The sequence below is a fragment of the Frateuria aurantia DSM 6220 genome (assembly GCF_000242255.2).
In the GTDB taxonomy this organism is placed as follows: Bacteria; Pseudomonadota; Gammaproteobacteria; order Xanthomonadales; family Rhodanobacteraceae; genus Frateuria; species Frateuria aurantia.
In genome coordinates this window covers 402,560-420,120 of record NC_017033.1, presented here as the reverse complement: position 1 = coordinate 420,120, position 17,561 = coordinate 402,560, and the positions used below count along the sequence as shown (strand labels likewise).

The window sequence follows — 17,561 nt, the reverse complement described above, 5'->3', positions numbered from 1 at the left end:
CTTCACAGATGCACCAGCTGGATGTCTTGCGGCCGCGGATCGACCATGCCCAGCCGGCCGCGCGCCTCCTGATTGATGACCCGCGGCTCGGCATCGGTCGCCTGCTGCAATTCCAGCCGGCCATATTCGACATTGAGGGCGTCACGCTCGTTCTGCAGCTTGTTCCACTGCACGAACAGCACCCGGCTTTCCTGGCGAGCCCAGACCAAGGTGATGGCCGAGCCGATCACGGCCAGCAGCATCATGCTCAGGATCAGGCTGCCCACCACTTTCATGGACCCTCTCCGCAGACACGCTCGGCCACCCGCAGCACGGCCGAACGCGAACGGACATTGAGGGCCACTTCGGCTTCGGAGGGAAATTGCGCCTTGCCGACGGCACGCAGTTCAGCCGCACTGGCCGCCGGAGGCGGGCCGCGGCGACTGCCCTGGACCCTGCCTTCGTGGTCACGGATAAAACGCTTCACCATCCGGTCTTCCAGCGAATGGAAGCTGATCACCGACAAGCGCCCACCGGGTTTCAGGCAGGACATGGCGGCCTGCAACCCGTCCTGCAGCGATTGCAGCTCGGCATTCACGTGAATGCGCAGCGCCTGGAAGCTGCGGGTCGCCGGATGCTTGCCCGGTTCGCGGCGACCAATGGCCTTTTCGATCAGCTGGGCCAGTTCGGAGGTCCGTTGCAGTGGCTGCTCGCCTCGCTGCTCCACGATACGACGGGCGATCTTGCGGCTGAAGCGCTCGTCACCGTACTGCCACAGCACCTCGGCGATACGCGCTTCATCGGCATGGGCCAGAAAATCGGCCACGCTCTCGCCCTGGGTCGGATCCATCCGCATGTCCAGCGGTGCATCGGCCATAAAGCTGAACCCTCGGGCCGACTCATCAAGCTGGGGCGAAGACACGCCCAGATCCAGCAAAATGCCGTCCAGCCCTTCGCGAGCCAGCTCCCATTCGCCCAGCGTGCAGAAATTGGCATGCCGGATGCTGACCCGCGGATCATCGGCAAAGGCCTCCCGCGCCGCGGCAATCGCCTGCGGATCACGGTCCATCAACAGCAGGCGACCTTCGGGCCCGAGACGCGACAGCACTTCGCGGGCGTGACCGCCGCGACCGAAAGTACCATCCAGATAGCGCCCGTCAGCTTGCACAGCGAGCCCCTCCACTGCCTCGCCCAGCATCACCGGGATATGCCGCAACGGCTCGGCCACGCCACACCCCGCCTTGTTCATCATCGTTTTCATCCGCGGCACCGCAGCCTTACAGCTGCAGCCCCGACATCTCGTCACTGATTTCGTCTTCACTGATCGTCTGGCGGATCTTGGCCAGATGCGCGAGCTCGCTCCACAACTCGAACTTGCCACCCATCCCCAGCAATACAGCCTTTTTCTCGATCCCGGCCGCCGCCCGCTGACTGGCCGGCAGCAGGATTCTTGCAGCGCTGTCCGGCTCGATACGCGCCGCCGCACCCACCAGTTTCATCTGCAGATTTCGATGCACGGCCTTGACGCTGGGCAGCGCATTGACCTGATCACGCACCCGCTCCCACTCGGCCAGCGGAAACAGCCACAGGCAGCCGGACTCGAAGGGGTTGTAGGTAAGCACCAGCACATTGCCGCAGGTCTCCGCCACCAGCTCCCGATAAGCGGTCGGGATAGCCAGTCGACCCTTGTCGTCGACGGTAATGGCGGTCTCACCTTGAAACACGCGGCGCTTACTCCACAAAATTCCACTAATTCACACTGAAATCCACGATAGTCGGACCCCCTGCCACTGTCAAGGGATTTTCGCTTGTGAATCAAGGAGAAAGAGCCACTGACGACAATTCGCGCATAGTCTCAGGAATGCGTGTAAACCGCTTGAAACAAAGAGATTTTTTGGATGCGGCAAAATTTTGCGGCAAACCGGTGCCGGCGGGGTCTGAATCCACGTTCAGCGAAAACCCCGGACGCATGACGCCCGCCCGCTGAAAGCGGGACGGGCGTCACAAAACAATGAAGTGCGGAGCCGGCCTGTAAGCCGGGTTCTGTACGTCTTGCGACGCGACAGTCATTCATCTCGACCTGGCGTCACCGCCAGATTCCAGCAACCTACCCGGGAACAACGCGGGCCGCGTTATCGTTCCCCTATTCGGTCTTGCTCCGGGTGGGGTTTACCGTGCCACGCGACGTTGTCCCCGCGCGCGGTGCGCTCTTACCGCACCCTTTCACCCTTGCCTGATCCGTCATCACGAGGATGGCGGCCATCGGCGGTCTGCTCTCTGTTGCACTGGCCGTCGGCTTGCACCGCCCAGGCGTTACCTGGCACCCTGCCCTGTGGAGCCCGGACTTTCCTCGAGTACCCGAAGGCACACGCGACTGTCCGGCCGACTCCGCGCCGGCAGTGTACAGCAAGCGCCCTGCCGGCACGAGCGTCAATCGCCTTCGCTGCCGTACAAGGCCTTGCGCGGCGCACCGCTGATCGCCGCCGCCAGCTTGGCGGCCTTGGCCGGCGGCAGCTCTTCACGCAACAGGTTGAAGACCCGTCGCCCCTCCCCCAGACGCGCATCGACATCATCGCCCGCACCCGCCAGCAGGATCACGCATTCGCCGCGCTGCTGGTCCGGGTCGGTGCGAACCCGCTCGACCAGTTCGCCCAGCGGCTGGCCCAGCACGGTCTCGAACAGCTTGGTCAGCTCCCGGGCCAGCACCGCCTCGCGATCGCCCCCCAGCACGACCGCCATGTCCTGCAGACTTTCCAGCACCCGATGCGAGGACTCGTAGAAGATCAAGGTCCGCGATTCGCCCTGCAAGGTCTGCAGGCGACTGCGGCGCGCCGCGGCCTTGGCCGGCAGAAAGCCCTCGAACACGAAGCGGTCGCTGGGCAGGCCGGCCACCGAAAGTGCCGCGATCGCGGCACAGGCACCAGGCACGGGAATGCAGCGGATCCCTGCCGACCGCGCCGCACGGACCAGCCGGAAACCGGGGTCGCTGATCAAGGGCGTGCCGGCATCGGAAATCAGCGCGATCGATTCGCCGGCCAGCATTCGCGCCACCAGTTGCTCGGCCTGTTCCCGCTCATTGTGTTCATGCAAGGCCTGCAAGGGCGTGTCGATCCGGTAATGCTGCAGCAGCGGGCGGGAGTGCCGGGTATCCTCGGCAGCGACAAGCGAGACCTGGGCCAGCACTTCCAGCGCTCGCGCCGAGATATCATCGCGATGGCCGATGGGGGTGGCGACCACCCACAGACAGCCGGACTGAATAGAGGACATCCGCAACTCCGATATGCCGCGTACCTGCGGCCTGATGGGCTATCATCGCGCAATTGCCGACCGCAACGATAATCGATCATCTGCAAGGACTCTCCGATGCGCCGCCTATATCGCGCGGCAGCGCTTGTTTTGCTGCCCACTGCCCTGCTCACGGCCTGCGTGCCGAGTGCAACCACCCGTTCCCCCGCCGAGCTCAAGACGGCAGGCCACGCGCGCGAACTCGCGGCCGAAGGACAGTTCGACGACGCCATCCATACTTATCTGGGCCTGGCCGAGAGCAGCGGACAGCCCGATCATTACCGGCTGCAAGCCGCCGAAGTCTACCGCCAGGAAGGGCAGCTGGGGCTGGCCGCGCCCTTGCTGCAGAACATCCAGCGCCAGCGACTGGACAGCGGCGACGCGGTGCATCTTGACCTGCTGCAGGCCGAACTGGCCCTGAGCCAACACAATACGCCCCGGGCTCTGGCCCTGACCGACCAGCCCAATCTGTCCGTGCCGGCACAATGGCTGCCGCGCCTGCAGGAACTGCGCGCCCGCGCACTGGAAGCCTCGGGCGACTACTGGCTGGCCGCGCGCAACCGCGCCATGCTCGACAACAGCCTGGAGGGGCTGGACCAGAGCCAGAACCGGCAGGCCCTCATCAGCCTGCTGATGCGACTGGGGCCGGAGGCGCTGAAAGCCCGCGCCAAGGCCTTGCAGCCGGCCGACACCATGCAGCCCTGGACCTTGCAGGCGCTCAGCCAGATGGGCATCGACACCCATGGCGACGCTCTGGGCCAGCCGGTGGGAACCTTGCTTGCAGGTGACCAGGCCAGTGTTCGCGAAGGCTATCTGATGCCCTCCCAGGTCGCCCTGCTGCTGCCGGCCAGCGGCCCTGCCGCCGGTGCCGCCAATGCCATCCGGGAAGGTTTTTTCGCCGGCTACGAAGAGGCCGCGCGCAACCATGCGCCTCGCCCCCTGGTCAAGACTTATGACAGCGGCAATACCCCCGCCTCCAGCGTGGCCGCCTACCAGCAGGCAGTGCATGACGGTGCCCGGCTGGTCGTCGGTCCGCTGGCCCGTGATGCGGTCAGCGCCGTGCTGGGCCAGCGCCAGTTGCCGGTCCCGGTCCTGTCGCTGAACTACCTGCCGGACCAGACGCCGCCACCGGCCAATACCAGCACCTTCGGCCTGCTGCCGGAAACCGAAGGCAGCCAGGCGGCCGATCATATGCTGGAAGCCGGCCTGCACCAGGCCTGGGTGATCGTGTCCGATGCCGACTTTGCCCAGCGCGCCGCCAGCGCCTTCAAGGCGGAGTTCACCGCCAAGGGTGGCCAGATCGAAGGCATGTCCACTCTGACCAGCGGCAGCGTCAACTACACTTCGCTGATCCATGGCATGGGCATGCCGTTGCAGCCGACATCGTCCCCGGGCAGTGCCGGCGCCGAGCCGGCGCCGGCAGCCACCGCCGGCCTGTTCATCAGCATGCGGGCCGAATCCGCCCGGCTGCTGCTGCCGCAGCTGCATCTGGCCCGGATCGCCTTGCCGGTATACGCCACCTCGCACGTCTTCGGCGGCAGCGACAACGCCGGTGCCGATGGCGATCTGAACGGCGTGGAATTCAGTGATGCCCCCTGGCTGTTCGATGCCCAGGCCGGCCTGCCCAGCCATGCCTCTCTGGCGGCCTTGCTGCCCACGGCGCGCGGCTCGGCAGCCCGGCTGTTCGCCTTCGGCATGGATGCCTGGTCACTGGTGCCTTATCTGGACTGGATGCGCTCGCACCCCGGCAGCTATCTGCCGGGCGCCAGCGGCCAGCTGACGGCCGACCGGCTGGGCCGGATCAGTCGGCGACTGATCTGGGCCCGCTTCGACAACGGCCTGGCCCATCCGATCGGCGGTACCCTGGATATCCATACCCTGCCTCCGGCGACGCCAGCTACCGCCGCGCCGCCGGCCCAGCCGCTGGATACGTCCGGACCATGAGCCGGCAACTCGGCCAGGCCGCGGAACAGCGCGCCTGCGCCGAGTTGCAACGGCATGGCCTGCGCCTGCTGGCCCGCAACTTCAGCTCACGACATGGCGAACTGGACCTGATCATGCAGGACGGCGCCGAGCTGGTCTTTGTCGAAGTGCGGATGCGGCGGCAAGCCAGTCACGGCGGGGCAGCGGCAAGCATCACCGCCACCAAGCGGCAGCGCCTGGTCCGCACCGCCGCCCTGTGGCTGCAGCAGAATCCCCAGCTGTCCCGTCAGCCTTGCCGCTTCGACGTAGTCAGCGTCGAAGGCCCTGCCGGGCATGGCTCGCTGCAGTGGATCCGCGCCGCGTTCGAAGCCGATTGAGGCTCAGCCCGCCACCTGACGCGCCCGCCACAGCAGCTCCAGCCCGAACAGGCCGAACACCGCGCCGGCCACACCATCGAGCACCCGCCCCATCCGCGCGTACCAGCTCCGCATGGCGGGCAGGCCGAACACGATGGCGACCACGCTGAACCAGGCCAGAGTCTCCAGCACCACCAGCAGCCACAACTCCCAGCGCACTGCCACGGCACTGTGCCCGCCTACGAAAGCCGAAAAGATGCTGCCGAAGTAGATCACCACTTTGGGATTGGCCAGATTGGTCAGCAGGCCCTGACGCAAGGCCTTGCCGGCACTGCGCGGCAGCAGCGGAGCCAGCTCGCCATCAGAGACCTGGACCGGCCGGCGCAAGGCCGCCCGCAACATCTGCAGGCCGATCCAGATCAGGTACAGGCCACCGGCAAGACTGACCGCCCGCTGCAACCAGGCCAGTCGCTGAAACAGCAGATGCAGGCCGGCCAGCGCCAGCCCCGACCAGAAAGCCACGCCCAGAGTGATGCCCACCACGCCGGCCATCGCGACCCGTCGCGAATGTCGGGCCGCCCCCTGGCTGACAAACAGAAAATCCGGTCCCGGGCTCAGCAAGGCAATCAGCTGCACCAGGGCCACGGTCAGAAAGAAACCCATTGCCATCCTCCTCAAGAGATGCGCGTTGCCCGCGCCATCTCTGGATCGATCCATATCACATCGGGATACAAAACCCCGCATCTCGTTCTTGCCGCGGGACAGTCACTCAACTAGGCTTGCCGGTTGCGCATCTATCCGCCGGGCGAGTGCCCCGCGTTTTCTCAGGGAACTCCACGCATGCTAGCAACCCTCGGCCATGTGATGTTTGGTCTGTTCGGCTTGGCCGTGCTGATCGGCATCGCATTTTTGTTCTGCAACAACAAGCGTCGCGTCGACTGGAAGCTGATCGGCACCGGCGTGATCATGCAGATCCTGTTCGCTACGGCCGTGCTGAAGCTGCCCGGCGGACGGGAGGTGTTCGATGCCATCGCCACCGGCTTCGTCAAGCTGCTGGATTATGTCCACCAGGGCTCGGCCTTCATTTTCGGCAGCCTGCTGGACAGCGAGCATGTCGGCTACATCTTCGCCGTGCAGGTCCTGCCCACCATCGTCTTCTTCGCCTCGCTGACCGGCGTGCTGTACCACCTCGGGGTGATGCAGCTGGTCGTCAAGTGGATGGCCTGGGTCATCACCAAGGCCATGCGCGTCTCCGGCGCCGAGACCACCAGCGTCTGTGCCAGCGTCTTTATCGGCCAGACCGAGGCGCCGCTGACCATCAAGCCCTATATCGGTCGCATGACCCAATCCGAACTGATGACCGTCATGATCGGCGGCATGGCCCATATCGCCGGCAGCGTGATGGCGGCCTATGTCAGCATGCTGGGGGGCCATGACCCGGCCCGACAGCTGTTCTTCGCCAAGCATCTGCTGACCGCCAGCATCATGGCGGCCCCCGCCACGATGATGCTGGCCAAACTGCTGGTGCCCGAGACCGGCGAGCCGCTGACGCGGGGCACGGTCAAGATCGAAGTCGAGAAGAATACCGCCAACATCATTGATGCCGCCGCCAACGGCGCCGCCGACGGGCTGCGTCTGGCCATGAACGTCGGCGCGATGCTGCTGGCCTTTGTCGCTCTGATCGCCCTGCTGAATGCCCCCATCCAATGGCTGGGCTCGACCCACTGGGCCGGCGGCAGCCTCAATGCCTGGCTGTCCGCCCATGCCGGTCACCCGGTGGCCTTGAGCCTGCAGACCCTGTTCGGCTGGCTGCTGGCGCCGGTGGCCTGGCTGATCGGCGTACCCTGGCAGGATGCCACCCTGGTCGGCAGCCTGATCGGCGAAAAGGTGGTCCTGAACGAGTTCGTCGCCTATGCCGATCTGTCCACCCATCTGGACAAGCTGCTGCCCCAGAGCCAGCTGATCGCCACCTATGCGCTGTGCGGTTTCGCCAATTTTTCCTCGATCGCCATTCAGCTGGGCGGCATCGGCGGGCTCGCGCCCGAACGGCGCCAGGATCTGGCCCGCCTGGGCCTGCGTGCGGTGCTGGGCGGCTCGCTGGCCACCTTCATGACGGCCACCATCGCCGGCGTGCTGGAAACCCTGTAAGCCGGCCCCCACCCTCGGCGATACCGATGCGTCTCCGGGATCGCCGAGGGTGACAACCGTCATCCGCAGGAACTGAGGGCTGCCACTGCCGACAGGGTCTCCCGGGCCGCACACTGCTGCCATCGCCCCAGGAGCTTCATCCCATGTCGATCCATATATATGCGCCACTGCCGACCCTGCTGGGTGGCGTCTTCGGACTGAGTGAAGCATGGCTGGCCCTGCGGCGGCATTCACGCAGCTCCCGCGCAAGCCTGGATCGCGGCTCCCTGCTCGGGTTCTGGATTCTGGTCCCCGTCTCGCTGATGCTCGCCCAGTGGGCTGCCGCCGCCCTTCCGCAGTGGCGGCTGCCAGGCACGTGGCCCCTCGACATCGGCATGCTCCTGCTGGTCGCCGGACTGGTCCTGCGCTGGTACAGCATCTGCCATATCGGGCGCTGGTTCACCGTGAATGTCGCCATTCATGCCGAACAGCCCTTGATCAAGAGCGGCCCTTACCGATTCGTCCGTCATCCCTCCTACAGCGGCGCCCTGCTGGCGCTGATCGGGCTGGGCCTGAGCACCGGCCACATCGTGGCCATGCAGTTGGCCTGGCTGCCCGCACTGCCCGCCTTCATCTACCGCATCCATGTCGAGGAAAAGGCGCTGAGGCAGGCCTTCGGTGAAACCTGGCGCGTCTATTGCCGCCATACCTGGCGCCTGCTGCCCGGCCTTTGCTGAACCTGCCACCACCCGACCGGGGGTGACGGAGCGCGCGAGCTATACTGAAGAGCCTCGAATCCACCCTCCGCGTCTCTCCTGCATGCATATCGGCCCCTATTCCATCGCCCCGGCCCTGGTCCTTGCACCCATGGCAGGCGTCACCGACAAGCCTTTCCGGCTGCTGTGCAAGCGGCTGGGGGCAGGCTATGCCGTATCGGAGATGACCACCTCCGATCCGCGGATGTGGCATACCCGGAAGAGCCTGTGGCGGATGGATCACCGCGGCGAACCGGATCCGGTAGGCGTCCAGATCGCCGGTGGCGATCCGCGCTATCTAGCCGATGCCGCCCGCTACAATGTGGACCACGGCGCCCAGATCATCGACATCAACATGGGCTGTCCCGCGAAAAAAGTCTGCAATGTCTGGGCCGGTTCGGCCCTGCTGCAGGACGAGGCGCTGGTCGGCCGCATTCTGGAAGCCGTGGTCGCCGCCGTGGATGTTCCCGTCACCCTGAAGATCAGGACGGGCTGGAATCATGAAAACGTGAACGGCCTGCAGGTGGCCCGCATCGCCGAGGCCAGCGGCATTGCCGCGCTGGCCGTGCATGGCCGCACACGCGACCAGCACTACACCGGCGAGGCCGAATACGCGACCATCGCCGCGATCAAGCAGGCCGTCGCGATCCCGGTGCTCGCCAACGGCGACATCACCGATGCCCGCAAGGCCCGGGCGGTACTGCATGCCACCGGCGTCGATGGTCTGATGATCGGTCGGGCGGCGCAGGGCCGGCCCTGGATATTCCGCGAGATCAGCCACTTTCTGGCGACCGGCAAGGAGCTGCCGCCACTCTCGCCTGCCGAGGCGGGAGCCATTCTGCACGAACATCTGTTGCAGCTGTACGCCTTCTATGGTGAAGAGACCGGTGTACGGATCGCCCGCAAGCATCTGGGCTGGTATGCCAAGGACAGGCCTGAAAACGCCGGTTTCAGGGCCGTGGTCAACCGTGCCGAAACCGCTGAAGCGCAGCTGCGCTGTGCCGACCACTATTTTCAGGCGCTGGCCGCCGGCGATCAGGCCACGCTCCAGACCGCCTGAGCCCTGCGCCCCCCTCCCCGCACAGGGCCTGCAGCAGGGCCCCGAGGGCCAGAGCACGCCGTATCGGCACACAGCCGCCGACAGGCGGAAAACCTCCTCATATGCATGACTTGAAGACATCTGGATGGCTGGATGTCGACTTGAAGGCAGCGATTGACTTCCCCCGCGGGGCGGACTATCGTTCGCCCGTTGCTGGTTTTCATCTCTTCATCCGAATGATGAGATGAAATTAAAAGGGAAGCCGGTGTGAATCCGGCGCTGCCCCGCAGCGGTATCCGGAAACGAACTTCGCCATCCGCACTGGAATCCACCCCGGGAAGCGGCGAACACTAGGCGGCATCACTTTTGCCATGTCCGGGAGCCCGAAGACCTGCCGCAACCTGGACGTCCCGGTTTTCACCGTACGTCCGGTCCGACCTGGGAGCCCGCGGGGGCTGGCCGGCCCTTCCTGCCCTGATGGTGGGGAGGTCTTCGTCTGCCCGCGCATGCTGCCGGCTCGCCCGCGGGGGCGAAGGTCGACCTTGCGAGCCGGCCCGTGCCGGCTTGCACGGCCCTTCGTTCCTCTTTGCCTGTCTGTCGCAACGAGGAATCATTCATGAACATCACCACCTATCTCGGCTTCCCGCGCATCGGGCGCCGCCGCGAACTCAAAACAGCTCTGGAAAACTACTGGCGCGATCCGGGCCAGGCCGAAACCCTGCTGGCTGCCGCCGAAGAGCTGCGCCGACGTCACTGGCAACAGGCCGCCGATCTGGGCATCGACTGCGTCCCGGTCAACGACTTCTCGCTGTACGATCATGTCCTGGACCAGGCCGTGCTCTTCGATGCCATTCCGGCACGCCATCGCGAAGGCTTCGAGCGCGATCCGCTGGCCGGCTATTTCGCCATGGCCCGCGGCAGTGCCGACGGTCCCGCCCTGGAAATGACCAAATGGTTCGATACCAATTACCACTATCTGGTCCCCGAACTGCAGGCCGGACAGGACTTCCGGCTGCGCGGTGACAAGCCACTGGCCGAATGGCGCGATGCAAGGGCCGCCGGCCATCAGGCCCGACCGGTGCTGCTGGGCCCGGTTTCCTTCCTGAAACTGTCCAAGTGCACCGACGGCAGCAACCCGCTGGACCTGCTGCCGAGACTGCTGCCGGTCTATCTCGAATGGCTGGCGCAATTGGCCGAGGCCGGCGTGGAGTGGGTCCAGCTGGACGAACCCCTGCTGGTCACCGATCTGGATCCGGCACTTGCCCTCGCCTATCGCCAGGCCTATGAAACCCTGGCTCGCGGTCCTTCGCCTCGCCTGCTGGTGGCGACGTATTTCGGCGGCTGCGATCCAGAACTGGCGGCCAGTCTGCCTGTGGACGGCATTCATCTGGACCTGGTTCGCGGCCCGCAACAACTGGCCACCCTGCTGCAGACCCTGCCCCGTGACCGAGTGCTCTCGGCGGGCATCATCGACGGCCGCGGCATCTGGCGCAGTCAGCCGGAACGGGTGCAGGCCTTGCTGCACGAACTCCATGAGTGGCGGCAGGCCGGGCGGCTGTGGCTGGCGCCATCCTGTTCACTGCTACACCTGCCCTATGACGTCGAACAAGAGCGTCAGCTGGCGGCAGGCCTCAAGCCATGGCTGGCCTTTGCCCGGCAGAAACTGCAGGAACTGCGCCATTACGCGGACTGGCTCGCCGGCGATGCCGCCGCGGAGCAGGCCTTGCGGGCACAGGCCGAGGTGCTCGCACGCCGGCCGCAAGCCACCGGGGTACAACGCCGACAGGTCCGGACCCGGGTGGCGGCACTCAGCCCCCAGGCCGCCTTGCGCCGCTCCGATGTCACCCATCGACGCGCCGTCCAGGCCGAGGCGCTGGCATTGCCGAGTCTGCCCACCACCACCATCGGTTCTTTCCCGCAGACAGCGGCCCTGCGCCGGGCCCGATCCGGACATCGTCGCGGCCAGCTCGATGACCTCGGCTATCAGGCCCTGCTGCGCGATGAAGTGGCACGGGTCATCCGCTTCCAGGAAGACATCGGCCTGGACGTGCTGGTACATGGCGAACCCGAGCGCAACGACATGGTCGAATATTTCGGCGAACAACTGGAGGGCTTTGCCTTCACCCGCCATGGCTGGGTCCAGAGCTATGGTTCACGCTGCGTCAAACCTCCGATCATCTGGGGCGATATCGCCCGCCCCCGACCGATGACCGTGGCCTGGGCCACGTATGCGCAATCGCTGACCTCCCGCCCGGTCAAGGGCATGCTGACCGGTCCGGTCACCCTTCTGCAGTGGTCGTTTGTCCGTGATGACCTGACGCGCGCGGAAATCTGCCTGCAACTGGCCCTGGCCTTGCGCGACGAGGTCCATGACCTGGAAAAGGCCGGTATCGGAGTAATCCAGATCGATGAACCGGCCCTTCGCGAAGGCCTGCCCCTGCGCGCCTGCGAACATGCCGCCTACCTCGACTGGGCCGTGCATGCCTTCAAGGTGGCCGCCGGCGGGTCGCAGGACCGGACCCAGATCCATACCCATATGTGCTACAGCGAATTCAACGAGATCATGCCTGCCGTCGCCGCCCTGGATGCGGACGTGATCTCGATCGAGAGCAGCCGCTCGCGGATGGAATTGCTGGAAGCCTTCCAGGCCTTTGACTATCCCGCCGCCATCGGTCCCGGCGTATACGACATCCATTCGCCGCGGGTGCCTTCCGGCGAGGAGATGCTGGAACTGCTGCAACGGGCCTTGCGCGTGCTGCGCCCTGAACAGCTGTGGGTCAACCCCGACTGCGGCCTGAAAACCCGTGACTGGGACCAGGTCGAACCGGCCCTGCGACACATGGTGGATGCCGCGCGGCAGCTGCGCGCGACACTGCCGCCGGCCTGACAGCGCCGCCCCGGCTCAAGGCGGGCCTGATCGACGGCGCAGACTTGCCTTTCTGATCAAGGAGATGCAAGACATTTCACACCCTGGATCGCCATGCGTCTGATTGCCGCATGGCGATACTCGAGTCCTGGCTGCCGCGCTGAAACATGGCTGGAACACGGTTGCTGACTTAATGGAATATCACAATTCCTCTGCAGCCCATGGAAATTCCGCGCATCAGGTGTATCATGGGCGATTGAATTTCATCTCTTTATCCGTAAAGAAGGATAATTGCGACAATGAGCAACTTTCTGTTCACCTCCGAGTCGGTCTCCGAAGGCCATCCGGACAAAATCGCCGACCAGATCTCTGACGCCGTTCTCGACGCCATTCTGGCCCATGACAAGAATGCGCGCGTGGCCTGCGAGACCATGGTCAAGACCGGCGTCGCCATTGTCGCCGGCGAAATCACCACCAATGCCTGGATCGATCTGGAAGCCCTGACCCGCAAGGTCATTCTGGATATCGGCTACAACAGTTCCGACGTCGGTTTCGACGGCGAGACCTGCGGCGTGCTGAACCTGATCGGCAAGCAGTCGCCCGACATCAACCAGGGCGTGGATCGCAAGAGCCCGGAAGAACAGGGTGCCGGCGACCAGGGCCTGATGTTCGGCTATGCCACCAACGAAACCCGCGACTACATGCCGGCGGCGATCTATTACTCGCACCGCCTGGTCGAGCAGCAGGCCAAGATCCGCAAGAAGCGGAATTCGCCCCTGCCCTGGCTGCGCCCGGATGCCAAGAGCCAGGTCACCCTGCGCTACGAGGACGACAAGGTCGTGGCGATCGATGCCGTGGTGCTGTCGACCCAGCATGATCCTGACATCAAGCAGAAGGACCTGATCGAGGCCGTGCGCGAGCACATCCTGCTGCCGGTCCTGCCCGAAAAGCTGCTGCACAAGGGCACAAAGTTCCATATCAACCCGACCGGCAAGTTCGTGATCGGCGGCCCCGTCGGCGACTGCGGCCTCACCGGCCGCAAGATCATCGTCGACACCTACGGCGGCTGGGCCCGTCACGGTGGCGGCGCCTTCTCGGGCAAGGATCCGTCCAAGGTCGATCGTTCGGCGGCCTACGCCGCGCGCTACGTGGCCAAGAACATCGTCGCTGCCGGCATTGCCGACCGCTGCGAAGTCCAGGTCTCCTACGCCATCGGCGTGGCCGAACCGACCTCGATCTCGGTCACCACCTTCGGCACCGGCAAGATCGCCGACGAGAAGATCGAGCAGCTGATCCGCAAGCACTTCGACCTGCGCCCCTACGGCATCATCCAGATGCTGGACCTGGTGCACCCGATCTATCAGCAGACCGCAAGCTACGGCCACTTCGGCCGTACTCCGCGCGAGATCGTCGGTCCCAATGGCGAGACCTACTCCAGCTTCTCGTGGGAAAAGACCGATCGTGCCGAGGCCCTGCGTGAAGATGCCGGCCTGGGCAAGGGCAAGAAGGCCAGGTAAGCCGGCCTCGACCTGTATCCACCTTCGGGTGGATGATCGACGGCGCGCCCTTCCGGGTGCGCCGTTTTCATTTCCGCCGACTCCGACCTGCCGGCCCCTGCATGGATCATTTCCGCATGACGACATCCACGCCCGAGCGTATCCCGCATCGCCACAGTGCCATGGAAGATGCCCAGGCCCTTCTGCTGGGAACCCTGCTGGTCGCCACCGGCGTCTTTCTGTTCCACCATGACCACCTCCTGACCGGCGGTACCGTCGGTGCCTCGGTGCTGCTGTCCTATGTCACCCCGCTCAGTTTCGGCCTGATTTTCTTTGTGCTGAATCTGCCGTTCTATTACTTTGCCTATCGGCAGATGGGTGCGGCCTTCACGTTGAAGACCTTTGCCGCCATCGCGCTGGTCTCGGCCTACAGTCACCTGCTGCCCGGCCTGATCGACATCGGCTCGCTGAACCCGGTCTTCGCCAGCATTCTGGGCGGCAGCCTGGCGGGCATCGGCTGTCTGATGCTGTTCCGCCACGGGGCCAGTCTGGGCGGCTTCAATATTGCCGCCCTGTATTGCCAGAGCCGGCATGGCATCAGCGCAGGCAAGCTGCTGCTGGGCTTCGATCTGTGCGTGATGCTGGCCGGCCTGTGCCTGCTGCCCTGGAAGCTGGTGCTGATCTCGGTGCTCAGCGTGCTGGTGATGAACATGATCATCACCATGAACCATCGCAACGGCCGTTACAACGGCATCAGCTGAGACCGGGCAGACCCGTCAGCAACGCCGCCGCGCCCCTCGGGGCGCCAGCCGCCGAACTCACCCCTTGCCCGTCGAAGCTGCGTCCACGCTCAGGAACACCGGCTCCAGCTGCCGATAGAGACGACGGAACACCGGATGGCGCTGCTCCCGATAGAACGCCGAGCGGTCAGCCCGTGGCGTGAAGGTCTGCAGCAGCGGCGGCGGCGGGCAGACCTCGTCCAGCGAGGCCTCCGGCTCGACTGCCAGCCAGGCCAGCCGGGCCGCACCCAAGGCCGGCCCGACATCCCCACCGGCCCGCTGCTGCAGCGGACGCCCCAGGATATCGGCCAGCATCTGCAGCCAGTAGGCGCTGCGAGAGCCGCCCCCGATCACGGTGATCACCTCGGCTCCCAGGCCCGCGGCCTCGACCGCCAGCACGCCATCGAGCAGTCCAAGGCCTACACCTTCCAGAGTCGCATTCGCCAGATCGGCTCGCACTGTGGTCGCCGACAGACCGACAAAGGCGCCCCGTGCATGGGTATCGTTGTGCGGTGTCCGCTCGCCGTTCAGATAAGGCAGGAACCAGGGGCTGTCGGCCCGGACCGGCCCGGCCGCCTCTGCATCGGCGAGCAAGGCCGCCACATCGGAATAGCCGGCCAGACGGGCACTGAAATCCAGACAGCTGGCGGCGCTGAGCATCACGCTCATCAGATGCCAGGTATCGGGCAGCGCATGGCAGAAGCTGTGAACCGCCGATTCCGGACATGCCTTGAAACCCTCCGAAACCGCAAAATAGACGCCCGAGGTTCCCAGTGACAGCATCGCCTGACCGGCCTTGACGATGCCGACACCGATCGCACCGGCCGCATTGTCCCCGCCGCCACCAGCCACCGGCAGCTTGCCCAGCTTCCAGCGCGAGGCCAGTTCGGGCCGCAACCGGCCTGTGCTCTGACTGCCCTCGAAAAGTTCAGGCATATGCTCGATGCCCAGGCCGCAGGCTGCCAGCATCGGTTCGCTCCACTGCCGTCTGGCGACATCCAGCCACAAGGTACCGGCCGCATCGGACATGTCGCTGGCATAAACGCCGGTCAGGCGCAGCCGCAGATAATCCTTGGGCAGCAATACCTTGGCAATCTTCCCGAAGATCTCCGGTTCATGCCTGCGAACCCACATCAGTTTGGGTGCGGTGAAGCCCGGCATCGCCAGGTTACCGGTGATCTCGCGAAAACGCCCGACCTGTTCCAGCTCGTCACATTCCCGCTCGCTGCGGCCGTCGTTCCACAAGATGGCCGGCCGCAGCACCTCGTCGCCCGCGCCAAGCAAGGTCGCCCCATGCTGCTGGCCCGACAACCCGATGGCCTCGATATCGGCCAGCGTCAGTCCTTTGCCGGCGGCTTCGGCCAGCAGCGCATCCATGGCATGCACTGTCGCCTGCCACCAGTCTTCCGGGTCCTGCTCGGACCAGCGCGGCTGCGGATGGGACAGATTCAGAGGCACGCTGGCCGTGCCCCGGAGATGGCCTTGACGGTCCACCAGGACCGTCTTGACCGAGGATGTACCCAGATCGATACCGATAAACATAGATCGAGGATGCTCTGCGTCAGGGATGCCCGGATCAATATACTGCCGCAGGCATCATCCTTTCACCCGTCCATGGATCATCGCGGCCGCTGCCGCGCGTGGCGGAAGCCCGGACCGACGGGTGACGACCAGCCGCGCCTCGATGCCTTCAGGCACGGATGGCGGCCGCCACGACTCAGTTGCCGCGACGGGAGGCCAGCATCACCCGCTGCCGGCTATGATGGCGCCGCGAAATCTTTGGCGTGGCCCGGGCCAATCGCGTAACGCGTGACCGCTTGAGCCCGCCGGCCCTGATGGCCTTGTGAGCATGCGTCTGGGCCAATGGCAGGCCACGCGCGCGACCGGCCTTGCGCGAGCGCAGACTGGCCAGCTGCCTGGCCCTGACCATGCGGCGGTGCTGGCGCATCGCCCGACGACTGGGCAGGGCCTCGGCCTGGGCGCTCTCGATCGGCGACAGCGCAGCCAGCATGCGGCGGGCCATCGGCAGATGTCGGTAGCGGCCACGACTGCGCGGCGGAGCCATCGAGGCAGCGGCCACCACCATTTCCGGGGTGGCACGATGATCAAAGCCGTCATCCAGCAGTCTGGCCATCAACTGGTCGCGAACCGCCGCGGTACGGCCGCCCATGACCACGCCGAACAGGCGGTGCCCGTTGTGCACCGCGGTCGATGCCAGATTGAAGCCCGAAGCATCGGTAAAACCGGTCTTCAGACCATCCATGCCCGGATAGCGGTCCATCAGATGATTGTGACCACGCACCAGCTGGCCACGAAACATGAATTCACGGGTGGCGAACAGCGGCGCCTGCTCCGGAAAGTCACGATAAAGCGCCCGCGACAACAGCATCAGATCACGCGCACTGGAAACATTGGCGGGATTGGGCAGCCCCGAGGCATTGGCGAAATGAGTGCGACTCATGCCCAGTTTCTGGGCCTGCGCGTTCATCATCGCGGCAAACCCGGACTCCGTGCCGCCCAGACCTTCGGCCACCACCGTGGCGGCATCATTGGCCGACTTGGTGATCATGCCGAGAATGCAGTCGTGCACCGAAATCGTCTGTCCACGACGCAGGCCCAGCTTGGTCGGCGACTTGTTGGCGGCCCAGGAAGAGACCGGCAAGGCCTGCTGCATCTGGAGGCGACCGCTGTGCAGCGCCTGAAAGGCCAGATACAGCGTCATCATCTTGGTCAGCGAAGCCGGATAATTCTGTTCGTCGGGATTCACCGCCGAAACCACCTGCCCGGTAGTCGCATCGACGACCATCGCGGCATAGCCGGCATGAGCGTTCCGACTGCACAGCGCCAGCGCGCTGAACAGCAGTGCCGCCACGAAACCAGGCACCCGGCCCGGCAACCACTCTGACTTTCGGGACACCATGGCCACGCGGATTCCTCGCTCCTGAGCTGCTATTGA

General features: G+C 65.3%; 15 protein-coding genes, 1 other RNA gene and 1 riboswitch. Of the genes, 8 read left to right on the top strand and 8 right to left on the bottom strand.

The annotated features are described in order from the left end of the window. Positions 1–2: 2 nt before the first annotated feature. The 5 genes from ftsL to rsmI form a co-directional block, all read right to left on the bottom strand. Entirely contained in the window at positions 3–275 is a 273-nt protein-coding gene (gene ftsL, locus FRAAU_RS01800) for a cell division protein FtsL (protein ID WP_014401861.1), read from the bottom strand. Then, positions 272–1,231 carry a 16S rRNA (cytosine(1402)-N(4))-methyltransferase RsmH gene (rsmH, locus tag FRAAU_RS01795; protein ID WP_014401860.1) on the bottom strand — a complete coding sequence of 320 codons (960 nt, stop codon included), beginning with the start codon at positions 1,229–1,231 and terminating at the stop codon, positions 272–274. The genes ftsL and rsmH overlap by 4 nt, the downstream gene beginning before the upstream one ends. 25 nt (positions 1,232–1,256) lie before the next feature. Further along, on the bottom strand, positions 1,257–1,703 hold the full coding sequence (gene mraZ / locus FRAAU_RS01790; protein WP_014401859.1) for a division/cell wall cluster transcriptional repressor MraZ: 447 nt from the start codon (positions 1,701–1,703) through the stop codon (positions 1,257–1,259). 292 nt (positions 1,704–1,995) lie between these two features. Further along, an RNA gene (rnpB, locus tag FRAAU_RS16720) (RNase P RNA component class A) lies at positions 1,996–2,369 on the bottom strand. Between the two features lie 40 nt (positions 2,370–2,409). Next, on the bottom strand, positions 2,410–3,246 hold the full coding sequence (rsmI, locus tag FRAAU_RS01785) for a 16S rRNA (cytidine(1402)-2'-O)-methyltransferase (protein ID WP_014401858.1): 837 nt from the start codon (positions 3,244–3,246) through the stop codon (positions 2,410–2,412). A 96-nt stretch (positions 3,247–3,342) separates the two neighbouring features. Here rsmI and FRAAU_RS01780 point away from each other — a divergent pair, with 96 nt between their 5' ends. Beyond that, positions 3,343–5,208, top strand: coding sequence for a penicillin-binding protein activator (locus tag FRAAU_RS01780; RefSeq protein ID WP_014401857.1), 1,866 nt, complete (start codon positions 3,343–3,345; stop codon positions 5,206–5,208). Continuing rightward, positions 5,205–5,564 carry a YraN family protein gene (locus FRAAU_RS01775; protein WP_014401856.1) on the top strand — a complete coding sequence of 120 codons (360 nt, stop codon included), beginning with the start codon at positions 5,205–5,207 and terminating at the stop codon, positions 5,562–5,564. Before FRAAU_RS01780 ends, FRAAU_RS01775 begins: the two co-directional genes overlap by 4 nt. Before the next feature lie 3 nt (positions 5,565–5,567). Here the strand turns inward: FRAAU_RS01775 and FRAAU_RS01770 are convergent, their stop codons facing one another. After that, positions 5,568–6,206: a LysE family transporter gene (locus FRAAU_RS01770; protein ID WP_014401855.1), complete on the bottom strand. Its 639-nt coding sequence runs from the start codon at positions 6,204–6,206 to the stop codon at positions 5,568–5,570. Positions 6,207–6,383: 177 nt separating this feature from the next. Between FRAAU_RS01770 and FRAAU_RS01765 the strand changes: the two genes are divergently transcribed. The 6 genes from FRAAU_RS01765 to FRAAU_RS01740 all read left to right on the top strand — a co-directional run bounded on the left by FRAAU_RS01765 (position 6,384) and on the right by FRAAU_RS01740 (position 14,587). Further along, a complete protein-coding gene (locus FRAAU_RS01765; RefSeq protein WP_014401854.1) occupies positions 6,384–7,691 on the top strand; it encodes a NupC/NupG family nucleoside CNT transporter in 1,308 nt (435 codons plus the stop codon). 143 nt (positions 7,692–7,834) lie between these two features. Next, positions 7,835–8,407, top strand: a complete 573-nt coding sequence (locus FRAAU_RS01760; RefSeq protein ID WP_014401853.1) for a methyltransferase family protein — start codon at positions 7,835–7,837, stop codon at positions 8,405–8,407. A gap of 82 nt (positions 8,408–8,489) precedes the next feature. Then, entirely contained in the window at positions 8,490–9,485 is a 996-nt protein-coding gene (gene dusB / locus FRAAU_RS01755; protein WP_014401852.1) for a tRNA dihydrouridine synthase DusB, read from the top strand. Positions 9,486–9,660: 175 nt separating this feature from the next. Beyond that, positions 9,661–9,877, top strand: a riboswitch (cobalamin riboswitch). Between the two features lie 203 nt (positions 9,878–10,080). Continuing rightward, on the top strand, positions 10,081–12,351 hold the full coding sequence (gene metE, locus FRAAU_RS01750; protein ID WP_014401851.1) for a 5-methyltetrahydropteroyltriglutamate--homocysteine S-methyltransferase: 2,271 nt from the start codon (positions 10,081–10,083) through the stop codon (positions 12,349–12,351). A 278-nt stretch (positions 12,352–12,629) separates the two neighbouring features. After that, complete coding sequence (gene metK / locus FRAAU_RS01745) at positions 12,630–13,847, top strand: methionine adenosyltransferase (RefSeq protein ID WP_014401850.1); 1,218 nt, start codon at positions 12,630–12,632, stop codon at positions 13,845–13,847. Positions 13,848–13,963: 116 nt separating this feature from the next. Further along, positions 13,964–14,587: a YitT family protein gene (locus tag FRAAU_RS01740; RefSeq protein ID WP_041270729.1), complete on the top strand. Its 624-nt coding sequence runs from the start codon at positions 13,964–13,966 to the stop codon at positions 14,585–14,587. Positions 14,588–14,644: 57 nt separating this feature from the next. On the opposite strand, the gene xylB is transcribed toward FRAAU_RS01740, so the two are convergent. Together xylB and FRAAU_RS01730 are read right to left on the bottom strand one after the other, a co-directional pair. Beyond that, the gene (xylB, locus tag FRAAU_RS01735) at positions 14,645–16,147 is read right to left on the bottom strand and encodes a xylulokinase (protein WP_014401848.1); all 1,503 of its coding nucleotides are present in this window, start codon (positions 16,145–16,147) and stop codon (positions 14,645–14,647) included. A gap of 175 nt (positions 16,148–16,322) precedes the next feature. Further along, a complete protein-coding gene (locus tag FRAAU_RS01730; RefSeq protein WP_014401847.1) occupies positions 16,323–17,525 on the bottom strand; it encodes a D-alanyl-D-alanine carboxypeptidase family protein in 1,203 nt (400 codons plus the stop codon). Positions 17,526–17,561: the final 36 nt, after the last annotated feature.

Bases quoted from the DNA above. Each gene is read 5' to 3' on its own strand.
- metE (WP_014401851.1), top strand. From the start codon at position 10,081: ATGAACATCACCACCTATCTCGGCTTCCCGCGCATCGGGCGCCGCCGC.
- metK (WP_014401850.1), top strand. From the start codon at position 12,630: ATGAGCAACTTTCTGTTCACCTCCGAGTCGGTCTCCGAAGGCCATCCG.
- xylB (WP_014401848.1), bottom strand. From the start codon at position 16,147: ATGTTTATCGGTATCGATCTGGGTACATCCTCGGTCAAGACGGTCCTG.
- rsmH (WP_014401860.1), bottom strand. From the start codon at position 1,231: ATGATGAACAAGGCGGGGTGTGGCGTGGCCGAGCCGTTGCGGCATATC.
- FRAAU_RS01770 (WP_014401855.1), bottom strand. From the start codon at position 6,206: ATGGGTTTCTTTCTGACCGTGGCCCTGGTGCAGCTGATTGCCTTGCTG.
- FRAAU_RS01780 (WP_014401857.1), top strand. From the start codon at position 3,343: ATGCGCCGCCTATATCGCGCGGCAGCGCTTGTTTTGCTGCCCACTGCC.
- FRAAU_RS01775 (WP_014401856.1), top strand. From the start codon at position 5,205: ATGAGCCGGCAACTCGGCCAGGCCGCGGAACAGCGCGCCTGCGCCGAG.
- FRAAU_RS01765 (WP_014401854.1), top strand. From the start codon at position 6,384: ATGCTAGCAACCCTCGGCCATGTGATGTTTGGTCTGTTCGGCTTGGCC.
- dusB (WP_014401852.1), top strand. From the start codon at position 8,490: ATGCATATCGGCCCCTATTCCATCGCCCCGGCCCTGGTCCTTGCACCC.
- ftsL (WP_014401861.1), bottom strand. From the start codon at position 275: ATGAAAGTGGTGGGCAGCCTGATCCTGAGCATGATGCTGCTGGCCGTG.
- rsmI (WP_014401858.1), bottom strand. From the start codon at position 3,246: ATGTCCTCTATTCAGTCCGGCTGTCTGTGGGTGGTCGCCACCCCCATC.
- FRAAU_RS01760 (WP_014401853.1), top strand. From the start codon at position 7,835: ATGTCGATCCATATATATGCGCCACTGCCGACCCTGCTGGGTGGCGTC.
- FRAAU_RS01740 (WP_041270729.1), top strand. From the start codon at position 13,964: ATGACGACATCCACGCCCGAGCGTATCCCGCATCGCCACAGTGCCATG.
- FRAAU_RS01730 (WP_014401847.1), bottom strand. From the start codon at position 17,525: ATGGTGTCCCGAAAGTCAGAGTGGTTGCCGGGCCGGGTGCCTGGTTTC.